Source organism: Pseudactinotalea suaedae (assembly GCF_009733815.1).
Taxonomy (GTDB): Bacteria; Actinomycetota; Actinomycetes; order Actinomycetales; family Beutenbergiaceae; genus Pseudactinotalea; species Pseudactinotalea suaedae.
In genome coordinates, this window is the sequence record NZ_WNXY01000004.1 from 163,697 (window position 1) to 186,261 (window position 22,565).

The window sequence follows — 22,565 nt, forward strand, 5'->3', positions numbered from 1 at the left end:
CTCCTCGCTAAAGAGTCGCGGATGAGGAAGTCTTTCTACTCCGTGGACAGTTAACGAGGCGTCCGTGGGTCGGCCGAGAAGAGAGGCGTGAGCGGTGGGCTCAGCAGCGGCAGACAGTCGCCCCGACGCTATCGAGGCGGACAGACCGAGCGTCGAAGTCTCCGCGATGTACCTGAAAGAACTTACGATCCGTGGGTTTCGATCGTGCGCGGACTTGACAATCCCGCTGTCGCCTGGCGTGACGTTGTTGGTCGGCGAGAACAACTCTGGAAAGTCCAATGTAATCGAGGCGCTTCGACTTGCCACAGCGCCGCTCAATGGGCGACGAACGCGTTACTTCGACCTCGAAGACGTGACACGCGGACACACCGGGCCCGTGCAGATAACCGCCCGATTCGCCGGGCTGACAACATTCCAGCGCGCGCACTTCATCGGAGCACTCGAGCTCGACACAAACGAAGCCGTCCATTGCACGATCTATCGGCCGCCGACCGACAGCATCTCCCGCGGGCGCGTGGATCACCTGGTTGGCGAGTCGGCGGCGCCTGATCCTGAGCCCGAAAAGCGAGACCACATCAACCACGTGTACCTCACGCCCCTACGCGACGCCCAACGCGAACTGGACTCGTACTCGGGGACAAGGCTGGCCCGCCTCATCCAATACTTGGCGAGCCCGGAAGAGCAGGAAGACTTCGTCAGCACCGCCGCGAGCTCAATGGAGGCGCTGGCAAGTCATTCCGTGGTGAGAGGCGTGCAAACAGCGATCCAACGCCATCTGACGGGCCTGACCGCACCTGGGCGCGAGCAGTCCATGGACGCCGCGTACGACCCTCCTGAAATCGTACGACTCGCCAGGAATCTGCGCCTGAAGATGGCTGAGGCAGGCCTCAGCGTTGCGAACCTCAGCGAGTCTGGTCTGGGCTACGCCAACTTGTTGTTCATGGCGACGGTAATCCTCGAGCTCCAGAAGTCCAAGGAGTCAGAGCTCACGCTGTTCCTTGTCGAGGAACCGGAGGCCCATCTCCATCCGCAACTGCAGGCTGTCCTTCTGCAATTCCTTGTCGATCAGGCTGCGGAATCCGCGAGTCGTGACGCCGTTGCGCCAGCCGGCCGGATCCAGGTGATCGCTACGACGCACTCTCCCAACCTGGCTAGTGCCGTGGGAATCGAGGACATCGTGGTGCTCCGTCCTCGAACAGATGACACCGGCGCGAGAGCGGCCGCCTCCACGAGCGTCATCCCGCTCGCTGCGCTGCCCCTGTCGACGGATGAGAAGCGCAAGATCAACCAGTACCTCGACGCGAGTCGCTCCGAACTCCTCTTTGCGCGGCGCGCCGTCCTCGTCGAAGGCATCGCCGAAGCCGTCTTGCTTCCGGTTCTGGCACGCGAGTGCATCCATGCCAGCAGTTCGGACAGCGACATCGCCGCCCGGCGGGCGTTCGCCGGCGCCTCCCTCATCACCGTCGGGTCGGTGGACTTCAAGCCCTACATGAAGCTCCTCCTATCGGCTGTCGATGGCCAGCGACTCGTCGACTCGCTGTGCGTTATCACAGACGCAGACCCAGCTCTGCCGAAGACCGAGACCTCGGCACCTGGGACCTCCGAAGCGGCGCAAGAGGTCGAGGGCCCGCCTGCTGAAGACCACCCTGAAGCCGAAGAGACCGCGACACTCGTTGGTCAAGCGGAACAAGTGGTCGCCAGCACGGGCTCGGACCACGAGCCGACCGGACAGGCGCAGGATGACAGCGGCACGGGTGGCACTGAGCGTGAAGGAGGTGACTTGCACTGCGCGGGCGACGGCGAGCCCGATGAGGACGAGGACGAGGACCCCCTCTACAACCGGTCGGCGGATCTCCAGACCCTCGCGGACGAGCTGGGCGCGGCAGACGTCGTTCACATTGCTGAGGCACCCCACACGCTCGAGGCGGACCTGCTCGGGCCGGCCGAGGAAAATCGGACACTTCTAGGCAAGGCCTATCTACGCCAGAAGCCACGATCGAGCAAGGCGTGGAAGGCAATCGTCGACGCTGATGACCCGCCGCAGGCGTTCTACGAGATGCTCCGCGGGAACAAGCGCCTCATCAGCAAGGGCGAGTTCGCACACGACGTCGCCCAACTCATCGCGACCGGTGGCCCCTTCACCTGCCCGGAGTACCTCGAGAAGGCCATCACCTTCATTACGCTGCCTTCATCTCATGCCTAGCGTTACCTTCACTGACGCACAGATGTCGTTGATTCGCACGGAGATGGCAACGTACGTCGAAGCCTGCCCGGGCGCTGGCAAGACCCAAGCCATCGTCCAGCGATTCATCGACCGGCCGTTGCGGCATCCACGCAAGGGCATCGGCCTGATCTCGTTCACGAACGCCGCCATCGATGAAGCTCGGGAACGATGCACGTCCGAGCCCGGTCTGATGGAAGCGCCGAACTTCATCGGAACCATCGACAGCTTCATCAATCGCTACTTGGTCGGACCTACCTTCCTCGCGCGCCGCGGCATCGCCCCGCGGTTCTACGAGTCGTGGTCAGTGGTGCCCCACAGCCAGGTGAAGGTAGACGGCGTTCCTTTCAGCGCCAGCCTCGACTGGTTCACGATCCGCGACGGCGCCGCGCACCTCGTTCCGGGACGGGTCCCGATCGAACGCCGCAAAGCGGCCGCTGGCCTCGCGGCGGAGAGCCGAGCAAGCCTCGAGGTTGAAGCGATGAGGATCTGGAACCGGTTCGTGGACCGCGGAACGTTGAGCTCCTCGGCTGCCAGGGTCGCGCTGCGGTCCTACCTCGCCGACCCCGGCCGCCGTGAACAGCTTGGCACGTTGCTCTCCGACAGGTTCGTAGAAGTCATCATCGACGAGGTCCAGGACTGCAGCGTAGACGACACACTCGTTCTCAACTTCCTTCACGAGTTTGGTGTGACAATCATTGCCGTCGGTGACCCGGACCAGTCCATCTACTCATTCCGATCCGACGCCCCGGCCGACATCAACACTTTCCTGGACAAGTTGGTATCCGGAGAGCGTCTCAATGGGAATTTCCGATCGTCGCCTGCGATCTGCGCAGCCGTCGATAGCCTGCGCGCAGGGTCTGAACGCGACGACCCCATCGGCCCCCACGTCGACGTCAAGTCGCCTGTGGTTCTGCTGTCGTACCGTCGTCGTCAGAGCCTTCCCCAGTTGCTCACCAGCGTCATCGACGCGCACGAGATCCCCCACAGCGACTTCATCGTTCTCGCTCATAGCGCCGACCACGCACGGATTGCCGCTGGTGCCCCTGGCAGCGGACCAGCCTCAACCAGCAAGCTTGTGATGCTTGCGAAAGCGCACCACGTGATCGGCGATCCCCACCGGTCCGGACCGGAACGCGTCGCGGCTATGCGCTCGGTCGAGCGGACGATCCGAGAACTCGGCGTCTCCGAGATCGTCGAGCTAGACCATCCCGACTACCTCGACGCCTGCGGGCTCTCGGAGCGGACGTTCCGGGAGGCTTGCCTACGGGTAGCCGCGACATTGCCCCGGCCGTTCGAGATGAAGCCGTCGGAGTTCCGCGCAAGTCTTGCGGCGCTCGCTGACTCCCAGGCGCAGTTGCGCTGGACACCTCAGCCGCTCAGATCCCCGGCAGGCGATACCTGGCCGAGCCCGCCCGCCGCCCAAGCGAATGCAGCACCGCTGTCACACTCGACGATCCACGGCCTAAAGGGACGCCAGTCGCCAGCGGTGGCTCTGGTCATACCCGAAAGCCGAGCTGGAGGCGACGGCGTTCAGCAATGGTGCGAGGGGCTAGGCGGGGAGGAACGACGCGTGCTCTACGTCGGGGCGTCGCGCGCCGAGCGCCTGCTAATTGTTGCAGCCCACGAAACGGTCTTCGACGCTGTGAAGAAGCAATTGGAGAGTGACGGAGTCCCGACGACCTTTGGGTGACGGTCATGCCGATCTGAAGTAGATCCGGGAGGTCCACCTCCCACGCCCGCACGCACTCCGTAGGCCATGCCAATATGTGAGCCAAACGTTGCCCAACGACCGAGGTTCGGGTTGAATGGCGCGATGGGAGCCACCAAGCGCCACATGGAGCTTATCGATTCCCGTGGCTGGAGCGACCTCGAGTCAACCATCTGCAGCGGGTGCGTTGCGGACAAGGCCCTCGTTTCTGCCATTCGGGCCCATGGCGGGTCTGACGAGTGCGACTACTGCGAGGAAGAGCCTGTCGCTCCCGAGGCCAGCGCCCCCATCGAACTGGTACTTGAGCTGGTGGTGGACGGTCTGAAGCTCGACTACGAGGACCCTGGCGAGGGCATGGCATGGGACGGCGGCTACGTCGGTGTCGTTCACGACACCTGGGACCTCCTATGGGATCTGGAAGTTACTGAGCGAGAGGACGTGCATGAGGCGCTTCACAGCGCAATCGTCACCGCACAGTGGTGCCAGCGTGACCCGTACGCAGCCACTCCCGCTCAAGCGCTGACCTGGGGATGGGAGGCGTTTCGCAGGTTCGTGAAGCACCAGCGACGCTTCACGTTCCTCACAACGGACCACTCCACGGCAGACGGCGCGGGCATGATGCCCATGCACGCAATGCCGTCAGCCATCGCGCGAGCGGTAGCGGAGGCCGGCCTCGTGACGGAGCTTCCCGTCGACTCAGAGTGGTGGCGGATTCGACCGCACCCCACGACCGAGAGTTACGCTTCTGCAGCCGACCTAGGCCCGCCGCCTGACTCAGTGGCGCGAGACAACCGAATGACGGCGAAGGGGATCGGTGCCTTCTATGGCGCGTCCACCGCCGCAGGCGCACGAGCCGAGGTCGCTGGCTACGCCGATCCAACCTTCGGCGGAACGTGCGGCAAGTTCATGACGACCACATCCCTGACCGTGGTCGACCTGCGCGACCTGCCCGACTATCCGTCGCTGTTCGACCCCGATCGGAGGCATCTGCGCGCCCCGATCGAGTTCCTGTACGGCTTCGTCAAGGACGTGTCAGAGGTGGCAGATCCGACCGACAAACAGAATCTTGAGTACGTACCGACGCAGGTCGTGGCCGAGACCTTCCGCTTCGACCTGCCTGTCGATGGCGTGCTGTGGCGCTCTTCCAAGGACTCCTCCGTGACCTCTTGCGTGCTATTCATACCGAGTACGGAAGTGGCCGAACTTGGAAGCGCGACCCAGCGCACCCGACTGCTGCTGGAACCGTCCAGTGTCGGGCATATTCACGCGCCGCTCTAGTGGCACGCGATCCGCGCACCCCCGTCCTTCCGCCGCTTGTGTGCGTGGTTGATGCGGCCGGGACCTGGCAGGACTTGTCGGCTTCTCATAAAGGTCCACCCAGGCAAGCGCGTGACTACGTCGCTCTCGGCGAGTACTGGCTGGCACGCTGGCATACATGGGAGAACAACGCCAACCATTGTTCGATGACTTCAAGCGAACCGACGCCACGCCGGCGACCCACCAGGAGTCAAGCTTCGAGTTCCTCAACCGCGTCGCCGGTGACTACTGGGAGCACCCTCGTGCCCTCATGCAGGAGTGGCTCGACCGAATCCCTAGCGCGCAGGAGTACGACGACCTGCGGCAGCGGTTCCGGTCCCGCGACGACGAGCAGTTCCGCAGCGCCTTCCTTGAGCTCTACTTGCACGAAATCCTCGTAAGGGCTGGGTACGCCGTCACAATCCATCCCGAGGTGCAGGGCACCGGGCGCCGCCCGGACTTCCTGGCAGAGCGCGACGATCTCCGGTTCTTCGTCGAGGCCATTGCGCCGGGCTCGACTCCAGCTAAGAGGGCGGCGGCGCAACGCAGAGCCGTTCTGTTCGACACAGTGAATCGGTTGGGCGATCCCAACTTCATGCTGTGGCTGGACGAGCTCGAAGAGGGAGCCTCGCCGCCCGCCTCGGCACGCCTTCGAAAGGACCTCCGGCGCTGGCTCGCGGAGCTCGACCCAGATGCCCCGTGGAAGGCGGACGCAGCCCCCACGCATCGGTGGCAACACGATGGCTGGGCGGTTACGTTCAGGGCGGTTCCGAAGAAGCCCGAAACTAGAGGGATGAGGCTGAACGATCGGGCGATTGGTGTCTACGGGCACACGGGTGTCGACCTCATCGATGACGCACCGGCGATCAAGAAGGCACTAGCGTCGAAGCACCAAGAGTACGGGGACCTCGGGGCGCCGTTCATCATCGCGGTCGGCACGTACATCCACGACAAGGACCGTTGGCACAGCAGCAACGCCATGTACGGGCACGTTGCTGTGCGTATCGGCGAGGCGCCCGACGGTTCGATGGTGACCCGGGAAGTCCGGCAGCCGGATGGCTACTTCGGCACGCCACCAGAGTGGACCAACCGCAACGTCTCTGGCGTTCTCCTCGTGAATCAGCTCATGCCGTACTACGTGCAGCGAGCGGAGACGACCCTGTGGCGGCACCCGAACCCAGCCCACCAGCTTCCCGAAGCGCTTGGGTTGCCGGGCGACACGCTGAGTCTCGCCGAGAGCACGCTCGTTGAGGAGTCATCTCCTAACGGGGCAGACGAGTTCTTCGGACTTCCGGAGCCTTGGCCACCTGGCGAGGCCTGGCCCGACGACAAGTAGGCGCATGCCTGATGGAGCGGCGTGAGGATGATTGACTCGTCGGATCAACCGCAAGGGCTGTACCCACGCAATGCGTCGTTCCGCCGCCTATGGCTCAGCCCGGGGCGCCAGCTCTGCGGACCGTGGGTCCTTCGGTCTCGATCAGGGTCGCGTGGCACGTGGTCGCCTCCTACGGTTCTGTGTAGAGAGCTGCATAAGCAGCCAATCACGTAGCGGCGACAGTCCACGTAACGGGTAGCCCACCGTCGGCATAAGGACCGACCTTCCCGACTCTTGCCGCGCCTGACCGGGGCCCCAGCCGGCAGCAACCGCAGCTGTACCTCGCGGCCAGGCGCATCACCCGCGGAGCGCGCTCTACTGGCGCCGCTCGAACGCCCGATCGTGCGATCGGCGATCTCTCGAGGGCCACACACCTCTTGCACCTCCGGTGAGAGGTTCCGTATCGATATCGACCTGTTCGCGCGCGGCCGTACGTGTAGTGGGTGTGATGACGATCCACTCACTGCACGCCGGGAACGGGTATGAGTACCTGACCCGGCAGGTCGCGAGCGGCGACGATGTCCGCCGCGGGCAGTCGCTGAGCGACTACTACAACGCGCACGGCAACCCGCCCGGAAGATGGGTCGGGAGCGGAACGAGAGCGATGCAGATCTCGGGTCAGGTCGACACCCTGCAGATGCGCAGCTTGTTCGCCTTCGGTGCTCATCCGAACGACGAAGCGCAGATGCTTGGCCGGCCGTTCCTGCGCCGTCGCGAGTGGGAGGACGATCCCTACCTGGCTGCACTCGAGCAGGCCTTCACCACGTTCGCTGCAGAGCAGGACCGGGCGCCTCGTGCCGGTGTCGAGCGTGAGCGCATTCGGTGGCACACCGCCACCGAGATGGTGCGTCAGAGCGTCGGCAGGGAGCCGTCCAAGCCCGAGGTCGCCCGCTACCTAGCGGGGCGATCCTCAGCCAACAGGGAGGGCGTGTCCGGCTTCGATCTCGTCTTCACGCCGGCCAAGTCGGTGTCGGTGCTGTGGGCACTCGCCGACGACGATGTGCGGGAGCAGATCAGTCAGGCCCACGCGCATGCGTGGCAGGAGACGCTCGCCTGGATCGAGCAGGAAGCAGCCCTCACTCGTACCGGTCATGGCGGGCTGAAGCAGATCAACACGATGGGTCTGACGGCGGCCGCGTTCGACCACCTGGACTCACGTTCGGGTGACCCGAATCTGCACACTCACGTCGCCGTGTCGTCAAAGGTGCTGGGCGTCGACGGCAAGTGGCGCAGCCTTGATGCTCGCGTGCTGTTCCAGCTGGCCGTGGCCGCCTCGGAGCGGTACAACGCCATGGTCGAGGAGCAGCTCGTGCAGCGGCTCGGCGTGCAGTTCGTGGCCACCCCTCGCCCCGGCAAGAAGGTCCCCGTACGAGAGATCGACGGCGTCGGCGCCGACCTCGTCGCCCTGTTCTCGCAGCGACGTGCAGCGATCACCACGTCGTACGAAGCGATGGTCGCCGAGTACCGAGCCAAGCACGGCCACGAGCCGCCCCGCACCGAGCAGTACCGCCTCGCTCAGGCAGCGACCCTGGCGACCCGCACCGCCAAAGAACCTGGCCGACCGCTGAACGAACGAGTCCTCGACTGGCGCGCTCGCGCCGTCGAGATGCTCGGATCTTCTGAACGATTGCAGCAGCGGCTCGCTTCAGCTTTGCACCGTCAACCGACGCAAACCACCCTCCTGCTGGACGAGCACCGCTTCACACAGGAAGCGGTGACGCAGGTGATAGAGCTGCTTGGCCAACGGCGCGCCACGTGGACCCAGTTCCACGTCCTCGCCGAAGCGACGCGGGTGGTCCGCACGCTGCCCGCCGTCCAGCAGGGATCGTGGTCCGTCACCGACGCCGCGCACGCGGTGACGACCGCCTGCTTGAAGGCCTCCATCCAGCTCACGCGGTCGGACCCCACACCTGTCCCGACGGCGTTGGCCCGCGCTAGCGGCACCTCGATCTACGTGCAGCACGGGACCACGAGGTACACCTCCCGACAGGTGCTGGACGCCGAGGCGGCACTCCTCCAGGCCGCACAGATGAGCGGTGGCTTCGCCGTGCGAGGTAGCACGTTCGAGGCTGCTACTGCTGATGTCCAGATCGACTCCCGACGACGCATGGACACCCACCAGATCGAGCTGGCTCGGCGGTTCGCGTGCAGCGGCCAACAGCTTGTCGCCGGCATCGGTCCGGCCGGTGCCGGCAAGACGACAGCGATGCGAGCCTTCACCTCCGCAGTCCACGGCGACGGCGGCAAGGTCGTCGCCCTGGGGCCCTCCGCCGTCGCCGCTCGGGTTCTCGGCGACGACCTCGATGTCACAGCCGAGACCCTGCACAAGTTCATCGCCAGCCACGATCACAGCACTCCGGTGCCGGAGCATCTGCGCGTCGACGAGCGGACGGTACTGCTGATCGACGAGGCAGGCATGGCCGGCACGCTCGACCTGCAGAAGGTGCTGCGGATCGCCCAGCGCGCAGGAGCGTCGGTACGGCTGCTGGGCGACCCGAGCCAGCTCGGTGCAGTCGGTGCCGGAGGTGCGCTGCGACTCATCGCCAACACCGTCGGCGCCGCCGTGCTCCGTGACGTCCACCGGTTCAGCACGCCCGGTGAAGACGCCGCCGGCCTCCTGGTCCGAGACGGCCGCAGCGCGGGTCTGGACTTCTACATCGATCAGGGCCGCGTCCACCCCGGCACCCGCGATGCCGCGCGGGAGGATCTGCACGCCGCCTGGGTCGAGGACCACGCCGAGGGGCGCACCTCGATCATGGTCGCCGCGACCAACGACGACGTCACGTACCTCAACGAGCGCGCACGCCAGCACCGCATCGCCAGCGGCGAGATCGCCGACGACGGCCTCGCGCTCGCCGACGGCACCGCTGCCGGGATCCGCGATGTCGTCGTGACCCGTCACAACGACCGGCTGCTGCGCCACGGCAGCACTGATTACGTCAAGAACGGCGACCTCTGGACCGTCACCGGCATCCGCGACGACGGCGCACTCGCCGTGCAGCATCGCGAGCACCGCACCCGCACCGTGCTGCCTGCCGCGTACGTGCGCGAGCACGTGCAACTCGGGTACGCCACGACCGTGCACCGTTGCCAGGGCATGACGGTCGACGTCGCCCGCGTGCTCGTGGATAACTCGATGGCCCGCGAGCACCTCTACACCGGCATCACGCGTGGCCGGGAGAGCAACCATCTGTTCGTTGTCACCGAGGAGCTGCTCGACGTCTCGCTGCATCACCAGCCGCAGCCCGACGCCGCGGCCCGCGATGTCCTTGAAGCCGTGCTCAGCCGCGGTGACTCCGACGACGCCGCCCTCACCGCGGTCGTAGCCGAACGGGAGGCATCGGCCTCCCTCGCGACGCTCGTGTCCGCCTACGAGGACGCCTACGCGACCGCGCTCGATCCCAACGCGGTCGCCAGCATGGGCAAGCTCATCCAGGGTGCCTATCCGCCCGACCAAGCCCGTCGCATCCTGGCCGACGACTCGTGGCCACACCTGGCTGGCCTCCTGTACCGCCACCAGCGAAACGGCACCGATGTATCAGCGCTGCTCGCGCACCATGTCGAGAGCCTCGCAGGAGCGCGCTCGCCCGCAGCCCTGCTGGCATGGCAGCTCGATGAACCCGTCAGGGAGGGTGAAGGGTTGCCCGCCTGGATCACTCCACCACCGCCTGACGAGAGCCGACTACGGGGCGCGAGCGACGCCGTCGGGACTCCAGCGGGGACGACCGCGACGGAGGATGCGGCGGTAGCCGCATGGCTGCGCGACCGAGCGCACCGAATCCGCGACCGCCTCGACGAGCTCACCCGACGAGTCGCCGAGCACCCGCCCGTGTGGGCCGCGGCGCTCCCCGAGGCGCCCGGCCTCGACTCCCCGGACCGGCTGCTCTGGGATCACCACGTGCGCCAGATCGTCGCCTACCGCGACCGATACAGCATCGATGCCGACTCGCCCCTAGGAAGGTCAGTACCAGCGGGCAGCCCCATGGGTCGTGCGCGGGCGGCCGCCGAGGCGGCACTCGCCGCGCTCGGCGCCGTCAATGACGCGCCCGACGTCGCCGAACGTGACCGGCTGCGGGACATCGAGCGCAAGCAAGCATTGGAGCAGACCGAGCTCAGTCTCGACGAGCTGCTGCAATGCGCCCTGGATCCGCTCGACCCGATGCACCAGCACCTGGGGGTCATCGGCGACGGCTGGGGGCCGGGTCTGAGTTAGGTGATCGCGAATATCGACCTGTTCGTTTGCGAACAGGTTGATATCGACGCCCGGGACGGCCGGGAAGGCTGCGCGAGGCCGCTGATCTGATCAGGTAGGTACGCTCTTAGTTCCCGACGTCGTCTCCCGAGCGACCATGGACCACGCCGGTCGCGAATCCCAGTCCTGGTCCAGCACCAAGGGTGACGAGCTGGGGCTCGGCCGGAGTGCTTCCGCAGCACGAACCCTCGGCGCTCACCTCGTCCCCATCTCCGCCGAGGTCGGTGGAGCAGACTCCGGTCTCGGGCAGATCGAGCTCGACGGCGTCGGCGCTAGCCCGGTCGCCGGCCAGCGCTGCGGCGATGGAGCGTACTTGTTCGTAGCCGGTGGCCAGCAGGAACGTCGGAGCTCGCCCGTAGGACTTCATCCCGGCCAGGTAGAAACCGTCGTCAGGGTGAGCGAGAACGCGCTCCCCGTGTGCGGGAACGGTGCCGCACGAGTGCTGGTTGGGGTCGATCAGCGGCGCAAGTGCGGTCGGAGCCTCGACCACGGGGTCCAGGTCCAGGCGCACCTCTCGCAGCATGTCCAAATCGGGCCGGAAGCCGGTCGCGTTGACGATGGCGTGCACGGTCAGGTCGAGGCCGCCTTCACGGTTCGTGCCGAGAATCTGGACCGATTCCTCGCTGGGCAGCAGCTTCTCGATCGAGACTCTGGTGAGCAGCCGCACCTGTCCGGCTTCGACGGCCTCCTTCAGGCGGGTGCCGAGCAGTCCACGGGCGGGAAGCTCGTCGTCGCTCCCGCCGCCGAACAGGCGACGCGTGGATCCGCCGCGGATCGCCCAGGTGATCGTGGTCGTCGGCTCATCCCTGGCAAGCTCGACCAGACTCAGCAAGGTGTTCGCCGCAGAGTGCCCCATCCCCACCACCAGTGTGTGCCGGCCGGCGAACCGAGCGCGGTCAGCTCCGAGCACGTCGGGCAGCGGTCCAGTGATGAAGCGCTGGGCCCGCTCCTCACCGGCAGCAGGGAGGCCGCTGATGCCCAAGGGGTTGGAGGACCCGTAGGTGCCCGAGGCGTCTATCACGGCTCGTGCCAGTACGTCACCCACGGCGCCGTTGGCGTCCATGGTCCTCACGCGGTACCCCTGCCGCGCGCGTCCCAGGCTTCGCGTCTTGTCTGCACCGTCCCGAGCGACTGCCAGCACCCGGGTGCCGGTCAGCAGCCGCGACGCGATTGCCTCGGTCTGGGCGAGCGGTGCCAGGTACTGCGCAATGAGCTCCGCGCCGGTCGGCAGCACGTCCGGATCGGGGTGGGACCAGCCGGTCGGCTCCAAGAGCCGCGCGGCCGCCGCGTCGACGTCGTAGCGCCAGGGTGAGAACAGCCGCACGTGCCCCCACGACGCGACGGCTGCCCCAGGCTGGCTGCCGGCCTCCAGAACCAGCGGCTCGAGCCCGCGTTCCAGCAGATGCGCCGCCGCAGCCAGGCCCACCGGCCCGGCTCCGATCACGACGACCGGAAGCTCTGCACGCCCACGCTCAACCATCACCACTCCTCGCATCGACAAACATCAATGAGAGCGATCATGAGCGACGCATCGACGAATGTCAATTCGTGGGATGATGGCGGTATGACGATCACCGAGACCGCTCCCCCCGCGACGGGAGCGAGTTGCTGCGCCCCCGCGGTTGCGCTGGACCCAGAGGTCGCTCGTGAGATCGCGCACTCCTTCAAGGCCCTGTCTGACCCGGCGCGCGTGCAGCTCATGGCCATCATCGCCGCGCAACCGGAGGGTGAGGCGTGCGTGTGCGACCTCACGGGACCGGTCGCCCTTTCGCAGCCCACGGTCAGCCACCACCTCAAGATCCTGGTCGACGCCGGCCTGCTCGATAGGGAGCAGCGCGGGCGCTGGGCCTACTACTCGCTCAAGCCCAGCGCCCTGACCCAACTGGCCGTCAGCATGGCGAGCACCAGCGCTCCGGCGCTGGGTCGGTAGCGCCAGCCCCTTCACGCGCTCACATCTGGCGCCTTGCCGCCCTATATTGATGTGTGTCAACATAGACATATGTCGATACAGAAGACGGTGGGCCCCGCAGACCATGGCAGCGAGTCGCGGCGCGCGAACACCGTCGCCGTCACCGATGAGACCTTCGCCGCGGCGGTCCTGAGCTCGGACCTGCCAGTACTCGTCGACATCTGGGCAACGTGGTGCGGGCCATGTCGGCAGATCGCTCCCATTCTGGAATCCCTCGCCGGCGAGTACGCCGGGCGGCTGGTCATCGCCAAGCTCGACGCGGACGCCAACCCCACGACCGTGGCGGAGTCAGGTGTGGTCTCGATCCCGACCCTGAACTTCTACTCCGGCGGCCAGCTCGTGAAGACCGTGGTGGGTGCGCACCCCAAGAACGTCCTGGTGGCAGCGATCGAGGAAGTCCTCGCGTGAGCGAGACCGCGCTGGCACCTGCCGAGCACACGCAGGAAATCCCGCATCTTTCCACGCTGGACCGATGGCTGCCGGTCTGGATCGGGTTGGCGATGGTCGCCGGCCTGGTCCTGGGCCGGTTCGTTCCCGGTCTCGCCGACGTGCTGGCGGCCCTGGAGGTCGGGGGTATCTCCATCCCGATCGGGCTGGGGCTGCTGGTGATGATGTACCCGGTGCTGGCGAAGGTTCGCTACGACCGGGTCGCCGCCGTCACCGGTGACCGGCGGCTGCTGATCTCTTCGCTGGTGCTCAATTGGTTGGTCGGCCCCGCGCTGATGTTCGCTCTGGCCTGGACCTTCCTGCCGGACCTGCCCGAATACCGAACTGGGCTGATCATCGTCGGGCTGGCCCGCTGCATCGCGATGGTCGTGATCTGGAACGACCTGGCGTGCGGTGACCGTGAAGCCGCAGCGGTCCTGGTCGCGATCAACTCGGTGTTCCAGGTCGTCGCCTTCTCCCTGCTGGGCTGGTTCTACCTCACCGTGCTGCCGGGCTGGCTCGGGCTCGACACCCAAGGCCTGGACGTCTCCGTCTGGCAGATCGCCCTGAACGTACTCGTCTTCCTTGGAGTGCCGCTGGTCGCCGGCTTCGCCTCCCGCTGGGTCGGGGAACGTAGGAAGGGACGCGACTGGTACGAGGGCACCTTCCTCCCGCGCATCGGCCCCTGGGCGCTGTACGGCCTGCTCTTCACCATCGTGCTGCTGTTCGCGCTCCAGGGCGAAGCCGTCACCTCCAACCCGCTCGACGTGGTCCGGATCGCGCTGCCGCTGCTCGTGTACTTCGCCCTCATGTGGGGTGTCGGTCTAGCCGCCGGCAAGGTGCTGCAGCTCGGCTACGCCCGTTCCACCACGTTGGCCTTCACGGCTGCGGGCAACAACTTCGAGCTGGCGATCGCCGTCGCGATCGGCACCTTCGGCGCGACCTCCGGCCAAGCACTGGCCGGCGTCGTGGGACCGCTCATCGAGGTCCCCGTGCTCGTCGGACTCGTCTACGTCTCACTCTGGGCAGCCCGCCGCTGGTTCCACACCGACCCTCGCAGGCCGGCGCCGATCACAAGCACCACCCCCACGAAGGAGTCACAGTCATGACTGACACCGTCCTGGCCAACGGCACTGACGCCCAATGCGAGCCCTCTGTCGATTCCCACGCCATCGGCGTCGAGGTCGCCGAGGTCGTGGCAACTGCACTCAAGGCACTCTCGGAGCCGCTGCGACTGCGCATGCTCTCCTTCATCGCCACGGCACCGGAGGGCGAGGCATGCGTGTGCGACCTCGCCGCCCTGACCGAGGTGTCCCAGCCCACCGTCTCGCACCACCTGCGGCTGCTACGCGAGACCGGCATCCTGAGCTCCGAGCGCCGCGGGACCTGGGTCTGGTACCGCATCGCTCCCGGCTACCGCCGCGCGGTCGCCACGCTGCTGGAGTCCTTCGCGCCCGCCGCACTGGATGCCCACCACGCACCCGGCCCACTCGGCGCGGGCGTGGGTGACGCAGACGCGGTGCTCGACCGGATGGCCACCCAGCTTCTCGGCACCCATCCCGAGCTCGGGCAGGACGTCGTGCTCCGCACGGTCCGAGAGTCCTACACCGCACTGGCGCGCTCGGCCCAGGTCTCCGGCCACCTGATCAACCTGACAGAACGGTTCGCCAAGCAGCGCCTGACCGACCTCTCACGGCGATCCGGAACCGATACCCCCCAGATCCTGTTCCTGTGCGTCGCCAACGCCGGCCGCTCCCAGCTGGCCGCAGCCCTGACGCAGAGCTACGCCGGCGACCGAGTCATCGTCCGCTCAGCCGGATCCACCCCGGCCGCGCAAGTGCACGCAGCAGTCCGGCCCGAGCTCGAGGCGCTCGGGGCCGACGCCGACGCAGCCTTCCCCAAGCCGCTCACCGATGACGCGGTACGCGCCGCCGACGTCGTGATCACCATGGGCTGCGGCGACGTCTGTCCCGTGCTACCCGGCAAGCGCTATGAGGACTGGGTCGTCGGCGACCCCGCCCTCGCATCCCCCGCCGGCGTGGCGGCGATCCGTGACGACATCGATACGCGGGTCCGCGCGCTGCTGACCGAGCTCCTGCCTGACCTGCACCTGCCCATCCGCTAGATCCACTCCCCGTCTGCCCGAGAGGTTCCCCGTGACTGACACCAGCACCGCCCGCCCCTCTGCCCTCTTCGTCTGCGTCCACAACGCCGGCCGCTCCCAGATGGCTGCGGGCTTCCTCCGTGCCCTGGGAGGGAATGCGGTGGAGGTCCGCTCCGCAGGCTCCACCCCGGCCGACCGGGTCAACCCCATCGCTGTGCAGGCCATGGCCGAGGTCGGCATCGACATCACGGCCGAACATCCCAAGATCCTCGACGTCGAGGCCGTGAAGGCCTCCGACGTCGTCATCACGATGGGCTGCGGTGACGCCTGCCCGATCTTCCCGGGCAAGCGCTACGAGGACTGGGAGCTGGCCGACCCGGCCGGACAGGGCATCGAGTCGGTCCGCCCGATCCGTGACGAGATCCGCAGCCGGGTTCTGGTGCTCCTGGAGCAGCTCGGCGTCGACCCGGTCCTCGACCAAGCGAGCACGCCCCGGTAATTCTCGGTGGGTCAGCCTCGGAGCAGCCCGCTAGGCGCAGGGCTGACGCGGGACCAGGCGACGACACGGCGGCTCTGCTGCCCGTGGTATCGGACCCGACGCGACTTCGGTCGATCGGCAGCAGTGTCGAGCATGGCTCCGCGTGGATCACACCTCCCGCCCGACGTGGGTCTCAACGCGCAGCCAACGACGGCTGTCACCGATGACAGGACCGTGCTCGCTCCATGGCTTCGCAGCCGCGCACGGAGCATCGGCGACCGACTAGACGAGCTCACGCGCCGAGTGGCCGAACGACCACCCTTGTGGGCCGGAGCCTGAGCGGGCCGATAGCCGCCTCGCAGCAGATGAAGACTGCTGGCCTGATCAGCGCTTGTCTGATCCTCAGGTTTCGTTGCGTCGTCCCGAGGCTGCGGCTGCCGTGCCGGGTGGTGTGGTGTTCGGGTGATCGTGCGGCTCAGCTTCGGGATTGGACCAGGCGCCGAGCAGCTGAAGGGTTTCGTAGTCGAGGGACCCGGGTTCGGCAGTCAGGACGGTGAGTTGAACGCCGGGGTGTCCGACGATGTCGAGTCCGTCGTAGTGCAGGGTGAGCTCGCCGACGACGGGGTGGTGGTAGCGCTTGGTGCCGCTCTCGTGGTGCCAGACGTCGTGTCGTCCCCACAGCCGGCGGAAGTGGTCGCTGCGGGTGCACAACTCCCCGACGAGCTCGTGCAGGACTTTGTCGCGGGGGTTCCGACCCGCTTCGGTCCGCAGCTGGGCGACATTCACCGCGGCAGCGGTGTCCCAGTCGGGGTAGAACCGCCGGGCGACCGGTTCGAGGAAGATGAACCGCGCGAAGTTGGGCGTCGGTGTCGTGCTCGAGTCGATCATCTCCTGCATGAGGGCGCGACCCAACAAGTTCCAGGCGAGTAAGTCCGTCCTACCGTTACCGACGAGCGCGGCCGCCGTTCCAGCTGAGTCCAGGAACCACTGCAAGCTTGCGGAAGGTCGCCAGCCAAGGACACCACGCTCGCGCCTGGGCGCGCGGCGGCCGGGGGCGTCGGCCCGACTCGCGAGTCGGTAGAGGTGCTCCCGCTCGGCATCGTCCATCAGCAGCGCCCGGGCGATGCCGTCCAGCACCGCCCGGGAGGCACCGCTGATGGCGCCGCGCTCGAGCCGGGCGTAGTACTCGACGCTGACGCCGGCCAAACCCGCAGCCTCGCCGCGGCGCAGGCCTGGCACTCGTCGGTCGCTGCCGCGGGGCAACCCGACCTGCTCCGGCTCTACCCGGGCCCGTCGCGTCATCAGGAACTCCCGGACCTCGGCACGATGATCCATGTCCCGAGCGTAGGGCGCCCGTACGCGCGGTGGGATGCCCTGTCAGGACACGTCACAGCCGGGACTCCCGTGGTCGTCGAGTCTCTTGTTCGGTGAGCTCATGGCACATCGAGCTCGGTTCGCACTCGCCGCTTCGCTGGTTCTCGCGATCGCTGCGTGTTCCACCACAGGAAGCACGACGGATAGGGCCGAGGTGCGGCTGGACGATGCGGCACCGGCGGTGCAGCTGGCCGAGGTGCTCTCGCCGGACGACACGCTCAGCTTCAGCAGCAGTCTGGGTACCGCCCACGTTGCCGACCTCTCACAGCCCCTCGAGGTTCAGGACGGTTCTCCGATGACCAGCTACCGCGCCGGCGACGTCGCCTACTGGCCGAGGCAGCAGCGTGTCGTCATCTTCCTCGCCCACGGCTCGGCCGTGCCGACGGGGGGCCTGATCCAGATCGGTCGGGTCGTGACCGGCCTGGACTACCTCGACGGCTGCGCCCGCGACTGCCAGGTCCGCCTCAGCGCGCCGACCTCGGAACCCCTCGGACTGGGCCGAGATCGCTGAGCTCAGAGCGTCAGCAGGACCTTGGTGGCCCGACGCTGGTCCATCGCTTCGTACCCGGCTGCTGCCTCTTCCAGCGGGAGCATCAGGTCGAAGACCTGTCCAGGGTCGATGGTCCGGTCCCAGATGAGCTGCACGAGGTCGGGCAGAAAGCGCCGAACGGGTGCCGGACCGCCGTGGAGGTGCACCGAGGAGAAGAACAGATCGAGACCGTTGAGCGTGACGTCGTGGGTGACGCCGACGAAGCCGACGTACCCTCCCGGCCGGGCGGCGCCGATGGCCTGCTCCATCGACTCCTGGGTGCCGACGGCCTCGATGACGCCGTGAGCGCCGAGTCCTCCGGTGAGCTCCTTGATGCGGTCGATGCCTGCCTGGCCGCGCTCGGCGACGATGTCGGTGGCGCCGAGCTCGCGCGCCAGGTCCTGTCGGTCGGCGTGACGGGACATCGCGATCACTCGTTCGGCGCCAAGCCTGCGGGCGGCCAGCACTCCCATGAGTCCGACGGCGCCGTCGCCGACCACGGCGATGGTCGTGCCCGGGCCGGCCTCGGCTGCGACAGCGGCGAACCAACCGGTCCCCAGCACGTCGGACGCGGCCAGCAGGGAGGGGACGAGGTCGTCGTCAGGGATCCCGGGGAGGCGGACCAGCGTGCCGTCGGCCAACGGGATGCGAGCACGCTCAGCCTGGGTTCCGATGGCGCCCATCATCACCTGGTGCACGCACCGGGACTGGTAGCCGGACAGGCATATCTCGCAGGTGTTGTCAGAAGCGACGAACGAGCCGACGACGTGATCGCCGACGGCGAGCGTGCTCACCTGGCCGCCGATTTCCTCCACGACGCCTAGGTACTCGTGACCCATCGGCGTGGGGCCGGCGAGCTTCTCGATGCCACGGTAGGGCCACAGGTCCGAGCCGCAGATGCAGGCGGCGGTGAGGCGGATGATGGCGTCGGTGGGCTCGAGGATGACTGGGTCGTCTCGGTCCTCGACCCGGACGTCGCCGGGGGCGTGCATGACTACTCCGCGCATGGATGTACTCCTCTTCTTGGTGACGGCTTCGCGGTGGGGTGGCAGGTGGGGGATCAGGGTGCCGTGATAGTGGCTTCGAACCCGTCGGGCTGGTGCTGGAGGAAGGCCATGTCGGCCTCGTCGAGATGGCCGAGACGCACGATGCCGTTCCAGTAGCCGACATCGCCGTAGTACAGGACGAGGCTCTGCGAGGGGGCGTAGTAGCCGAGGTCGTTCGGCTCGGGGGCAGCACCGTCCGGGACGCCGTCCATCGTCAGCGGAGCTGGCAGGGTGGCGATCTTCTCCACCCCGTTGAAGTCGGCGAAGGTGAGTTGCAGCGGAAGGTGGGAGGCGAGATCGTGGGCCGTCGAGCTGTCGTTGAGCTCGACGACGATCACACGCTCGTCGATGCTCAGATGAAGAGTGCTCATGTCGTGCTCCGCATCGTCGAGGGTGATCGAGCTGGCCGAGCTGTCTGGGTGAGTGGTGGTCGGGGGCGTCGTCGCGGTGGTGGTCTCGGGGGACTCCGTGCCCGTGACGGTCGGACCGTGGGGACCTGTCGTCGCTGCGGAGCAGCCGCCCAGTTGCAGCACCAGCAGACCGGCCAGTTGCGCGCGGCATGTCGGGCGGGGCCGGGTCATGCTGCGTCGACGACAGGCCGAGGGCGGGCGAGCAACCCGAGCGCGAGCGTGGAGGCGAGCACCAGGGCCAGCACGATGACTGCCATCGGAACGGCTGTGGTGTCACCGCCCAGGCCGGTGAGCGGGGCGATCAGTCCGGCCATGGACCACTGCAGGACACCGAGCACCGCGGAACCCGTGCCGGGGTGCTGCGGCACCTGGTCGGAGGCCAGTGCCCCGGCGTTGGGCCCGATGAGACCCTGAGCGCTCATCAGCACGAAGAATCCCACCACAGCCACCGCGAGGGGCATGGCGAACCAGATCGCGCCGACCAGCAGGATGACCCCGGCGACCGCGGTGCCGGTAAGCCCGACGGCGATGACCCGGTCGGTCGAGGTCCGGCCGGCGAGGCGGGCTGCGACCATTGTCGTCAGCGTCAGCCCGGCGGCGTTCGCCGCGAAGACCATGGAGTACTGGATAGGTGAGAGGCCGTTCATCGTCTGCAGGATGAAGGTCGAGCTCGCGACATAGGAGAAGGTCACGCCCATGGACAGCGCCATCACCAGCAGGTAGCCGACGAAGCGGCGTTGGCCCAGGACCTCCCGCGCCGCGGCCGCGAGCGTGCCCAGGCCACCGGTGCGCCGTCGGCTGGGCGGGAGCGATTCCGGCACGGCGACCAGGACCGCGATCACCATCGCGACCGCCAGACCGGCCACGACCCAGAAGGAGACACGCCAGTCGGTCAGCTCCAGCAGCACGCCGCCCAGGAGCGGTCCGCCGACGAGCGCGATTCCGCCGACGCCGGCAACGGCGTTGAGGGCACGCACCAGGGCTGGGCCAGAGGCGAGGTCGATGACGATGGCACGGGCCACCACCATCGCCCAGCCGCCGCTCAGCCCTTGCACGAACCGGGCGACCAGCAGCGGCTCGAGCGAGGAGCTCACCCCGCACACGATCGAGGCGACGGCGAGCACGACCAGCGCGAGCAGCAGCGGTCGCCGTCGACCCCGCCCGTCCGAGAACGGACCGCCGACGAGCTGACCGAGCGCCATCCCGACGAAGAACGTGGTCAGGGTCAGCTGAACCTGGGAAGCGCTGACACCGAGATCGGCCCCGACCGCGGGGAACGCCGGGACATACATATCGGTGGCCAGCGGCGCGATCGCGTTCACGAGCACCACGGCGGCCAGCACGCTGAGGCTCAGCCGTGCAGCCGTCGCCGGTGTGACGCGGGCCGCGGGCGAGGTGACAGGCATGGGTTCTCCGTGGTTCGGGCGGGTCGGAACATCCCATCAGACACGGTGGTGCGACCGGCAGGAAGTCCCTGTGGAGGGGTGTACTGATAGGGCATCCCACACCTGGCGGGGCGGCCATAGCCTGGCGGCATGGACAACAGGGCCGAGGTGCGCGAGTTCCTCATGTCGCGGCGGGCGAAGGTCAGCCCGGCCGCCGCTGGCCTGCCCACCTCCGGTACCCGGCGTGTGGCCGGGCTGCGCCGCAGCGAGGTCGCCGCCCTGGCCGGTGTCAGCGTCGAGTACTACGCCAAGCTCGAGCGCGGCGCGATCGCTGGCGCCTCCTCCTCGGTGCTGGATGCCGTTTCCCGCGCCCTCCAGCTCGACGACACCGAGCGGGCGCACCTGCTCGACCTCGCTCGCGCTGCAGACGGCATCCCCGCCTCCGGGCGTCAGCGCCGCCGATCGATCCCGGCCGCGACCGCCCGTCCCAGCCTGGCGTGGGCACTGGAGTCGATCACCGGAGGCGTGGCCTTCGTGCGTGACTCCCGCCAGAACCTGCTGGCGACCAACGAGCTCGGCCGGGCGTTCTACTCACCCGTGATCGGGACCGGTGGCCGGACTCCGAACCTGGCCAGGTTCCAGTTTCTGGACCCTGCCTCGCGTGACTTCTACCCCGACTGGGACCTGTTCGCCGGGATGTGTGTAGGCATCATGCGCGCCGAGGCCGGCCGAGACCCGCACGATCGCGTGCTGCAGGACCTGGTCGGCGAGCTGTCCACCCAGAGCGAGGTTTTCCGCAGGCTCTGGGCCGCGCACGACGTCCGCACCCACGGGTCCGGCACCAAGCGCTTCGCGCACCCCGTCGTCGGTGAGTTGACGCTGGTCTACGAGGAGCTCGCGATCACCGCCGAGCCGGGTCAGGTCATGATCGTCTACACCGCCGAGCCCGGCTCGCCCAGCCAGGAACGACTGCGACTGCTGGCCAGCTGGGCCGCCACCGCACCCGAGTCAGAGTCGGACGCCGGGGCGACCGGCGCCGATATGAAGCGCTCCTGAGCGCCTCGTACACCGGAAAGCGCACGAGCGACGTCCACACGGTATTGCCCGAGAAGCGGTCTGCCGAGGCGGCAACGACCGTGGTTGCCAGCTCGTGGAGCTCTGGGCTCGATGTACGGCGTCGAGATTGGGACCAGCAGGCCGGTCCAGCGCTGCACGCTCGCCAAGCCCTGTCCGAGCTCTTTACTACACACACGACGCCGAGTCCGACTGGCGCATCCGGCTGGAGTACGTGCGCCGCGCTGACGGCGACGGTCTCGCTGGAGGTGGCCGGGCCAAGCCACTCGACCCGCCCGATCAGCACCTGGGCGCGAAGATCGGCAGACTGCGGCGATCCATGCTGTCCTATACGTCACTCAGGTTTTCGTATACGCTAATGGGATGAGCGAGCACCTCATGCACGGCAAGCCCGTGACAGATGAGCAGATCCAGGCGTGGGCCGACGAGGCTGAGGCTGGCTACACGCTTGCTGACCTCCCGAAGCCTCGTCGGGGTCGCCCGCCCGTGGGCGAGGGTCCGGGAGTGGTCGTCCCGGTGCGACTCGACGCAGCAACCGTCGCGGCTCTGACCGCCCGCGCCGAGGCAGAGGGCATCTCCACACGGTCGGACGCAATCCGGGCTGCTGTGCGCGCCTGGACGCACGTTGCCTGACCTGCACCGCTCTGCCCGCAAGCACTACCGCCGCGACCGGATCGACGATGCTGCCGTTCGCCACGCCGCTTCGCACGTCCTGCAGTCGCGTCCACTCGATGACGGAGATGACCCCAGACGCTGGCTCGCGATCGGCGTCGATCCGGCGGGCCGCCTCCTCGAACTCGTGCTCTTAATCTACGACGACGGCTATGAGTTGATCATCCATGCGATGAAGGCGCGCACCCAGCACCTCGACGACCTCGCTTGAGCCAGCGCCCATCGATCGTCAGTGGTGTCCAC

19 protein-coding genes are annotated in these 22,565 nt (G+C 67.5%); 14 read left to right on the forward strand and 5 right to left on the reverse strand.

Translation table 11 applies throughout. The features are described from left to right. Positions 1 to 94: 94 nt before the first annotated feature. From GPA04_RS08580 to mobF, 5 genes are all read left to right on the forward strand, one after another. Entirely contained in the window at positions 95 to 2,203 is a 2,109-nt protein-coding gene (locus GPA04_RS08580) for an ATP-dependent nuclease (protein ID WP_156223669.1), read from the forward strand. Then, a complete protein-coding gene (locus tag GPA04_RS08585) occupies positions 2,196 to 3,914 on the forward strand; it encodes a UvrD-helicase domain-containing protein (RefSeq protein ID WP_162458558.1) in 1,719 nt (572 codons plus the stop codon). Before GPA04_RS08580 ends, GPA04_RS08585 begins: the two co-directional genes overlap by 8 nt. A gap of 123 nt (positions 3,915 to 4,037) precedes the next feature. Then, positions 4,038 to 5,210 carry a HEPN-associated N-terminal domain-containing protein gene (locus tag GPA04_RS08590; RefSeq protein ID WP_156223671.1) on the forward strand — a complete coding sequence of 391 codons (1,173 nt, stop codon included), beginning with the start codon at positions 4,038 to 4,040 and terminating at the stop codon, positions 5,208 to 5,210. 157 nt (positions 5,211 to 5,367) lie between these two features. Then, positions 5,368 to 6,564, forward strand: coding sequence for a hypothetical protein (locus GPA04_RS08595; protein ID WP_156223672.1), 1,197 nt, complete (start codon positions 5,368 to 5,370; stop codon positions 6,562 to 6,564). A gap of 487 nt (positions 6,565 to 7,051) precedes the next feature. Beyond that, positions 7,052 to 10,816 carry a MobF family relaxase gene (mobF, locus tag GPA04_RS08600; protein WP_156223673.1) on the forward strand — a complete coding sequence of 1,255 codons (3,765 nt, stop codon included), beginning with the start codon at positions 7,052 to 7,054 and terminating at the stop codon, positions 10,814 to 10,816. Between the two features lie 106 nt (positions 10,817 to 10,922). Here mobF and GPA04_RS08605 read toward each other — a convergent pair whose 3' ends face one another. Then, positions 10,923 to 12,335 (reverse strand): FAD-dependent oxidoreductase, encoded by a 1,413-nt coding sequence (locus GPA04_RS08605; protein WP_156223674.1) that lies wholly within the window; start codon positions 12,333 to 12,335, stop codon positions 10,923 to 10,925. A gap of 84 nt (positions 12,336 to 12,419) precedes the next feature. On the opposite strand from GPA04_RS08605, the gene GPA04_RS08610 reads away from it, so the two are divergent. The 5 genes from GPA04_RS08610 (at position 12,420) to GPA04_RS08630 (ending at position 15,853) form a co-directional block, all read left to right on the forward strand. Further along, positions 12,420 to 12,785: an ArsR/SmtB family transcription factor gene (locus GPA04_RS08610; RefSeq protein WP_206674176.1), complete on the forward strand. Its 366-nt coding sequence runs from the start codon at positions 12,420 to 12,422 to the stop codon at positions 12,783 to 12,785. A 69-nt stretch (positions 12,786 to 12,854) separates the two neighbouring features. Continuing rightward, on the forward strand, positions 12,855 to 13,232 hold the full coding sequence (gene trxA / locus GPA04_RS08615) for a thioredoxin (protein ID WP_156223676.1): 378 nt from the start codon (positions 12,855 to 12,857) through the stop codon (positions 13,230 to 13,232). After that, entirely contained in the window at positions 13,229 to 14,359 is a 1,131-nt protein-coding gene (arsB, locus tag GPA04_RS08620; protein WP_277754287.1) for an ACR3 family arsenite efflux transporter, read from the forward strand. Before trxA ends, arsB begins: the two co-directional genes overlap by 4 nt. After that, a complete protein-coding gene (locus GPA04_RS08625) occupies positions 14,356 to 15,375 on the forward strand; it encodes a metalloregulator ArsR/SmtB family transcription factor (protein WP_156223677.1) in 1,020 nt (339 codons plus the stop codon). Before arsB ends, GPA04_RS08625 begins: the two co-directional genes overlap by 4 nt. Positions 15,376 to 15,406: 31 nt before the next feature. Then, entirely contained in the window at positions 15,407 to 15,853 is a 447-nt protein-coding gene (locus GPA04_RS08630) for an arsenate reductase ArsC (RefSeq protein ID WP_156223678.1), read from the forward strand. A gap of 381 nt (positions 15,854 to 16,234) precedes the next feature. Here GPA04_RS08630 and GPA04_RS08635 read toward each other — a convergent pair whose 3' ends face one another. Continuing rightward, positions 16,235 to 17,167 (reverse strand): helix-turn-helix transcriptional regulator, encoded by a 933-nt coding sequence (locus GPA04_RS08635; RefSeq protein ID WP_156223679.1) that lies wholly within the window; start codon positions 17,165 to 17,167, stop codon positions 16,235 to 16,237. A 100-nt stretch (positions 17,168 to 17,267) separates the two neighbouring features. On the opposite strand from GPA04_RS08635, the gene GPA04_RS08640 reads away from it, so the two are divergent. Next, a complete protein-coding gene (locus GPA04_RS08640; RefSeq protein WP_241680679.1) occupies positions 17,268 to 17,717 on the forward strand; it encodes a cyclophilin-like fold protein in 450 nt (149 codons plus the stop codon). 2 nt (positions 17,718 to 17,719) lie between these two features. Here GPA04_RS08640 and GPA04_RS08645 read toward each other — a convergent pair whose 3' ends face one another. The 3 genes from GPA04_RS08645 to GPA04_RS08655 form a co-directional block, all read right to left on the reverse strand. Next, positions 17,720 to 18,742, reverse strand: a complete 1,023-nt coding sequence (locus tag GPA04_RS08645; RefSeq protein ID WP_156223681.1) for a zinc-dependent alcohol dehydrogenase family protein — start codon at positions 18,740 to 18,742, stop codon at positions 17,720 to 17,722. 53 nt (positions 18,743 to 18,795) lie between these two features. Next, complete coding sequence (locus GPA04_RS21225; RefSeq protein ID WP_206674162.1) at positions 18,796 to 19,152, reverse strand: cyclophilin-like fold protein; 357 nt, start codon at positions 19,150 to 19,152, stop codon at positions 18,796 to 18,798. Positions 19,153 to 19,358: 206 nt separating this feature from the next. Continuing rightward, positions 19,359 to 20,597 carry a multidrug effflux MFS transporter gene (locus GPA04_RS08655; RefSeq protein ID WP_156223683.1) on the reverse strand — a complete coding sequence of 413 codons (1,239 nt, stop codon included), beginning with the start codon at positions 20,595 to 20,597 and terminating at the stop codon, positions 19,359 to 19,361. A 129-nt stretch (positions 20,598 to 20,726) separates the two neighbouring features. Here GPA04_RS08655 and GPA04_RS08660 point away from each other — a divergent pair, with 129 nt between their 5' ends. The 3 genes from GPA04_RS08660 (at position 20,727) to GPA04_RS08670 (ending at position 22,533) form a co-directional block, all read left to right on the forward strand. Beyond that, a complete protein-coding gene (locus GPA04_RS08660; protein WP_156223684.1) occupies positions 20,727 to 21,632 on the forward strand; it encodes a helix-turn-helix transcriptional regulator in 906 nt (301 codons plus the stop codon). Positions 21,633 to 22,013: 381 nt separating this feature from the next. Next, a complete protein-coding gene (locus GPA04_RS08665) occupies positions 22,014 to 22,283 on the forward strand; it encodes a ribbon-helix-helix domain-containing protein (protein ID WP_156223685.1) in 270 nt (89 codons plus the stop codon). Next, positions 22,276 to 22,533 carry a toxin gene (locus GPA04_RS08670; protein WP_206674163.1) on the forward strand — a complete coding sequence of 86 codons (258 nt, stop codon included), beginning with the start codon at positions 22,276 to 22,278 and terminating at the stop codon, positions 22,531 to 22,533. The genes GPA04_RS08665 and GPA04_RS08670 overlap by 8 nt, the downstream gene beginning before the upstream one ends. Positions 22,534 to 22,565 lie beyond the last annotated feature (32 nt).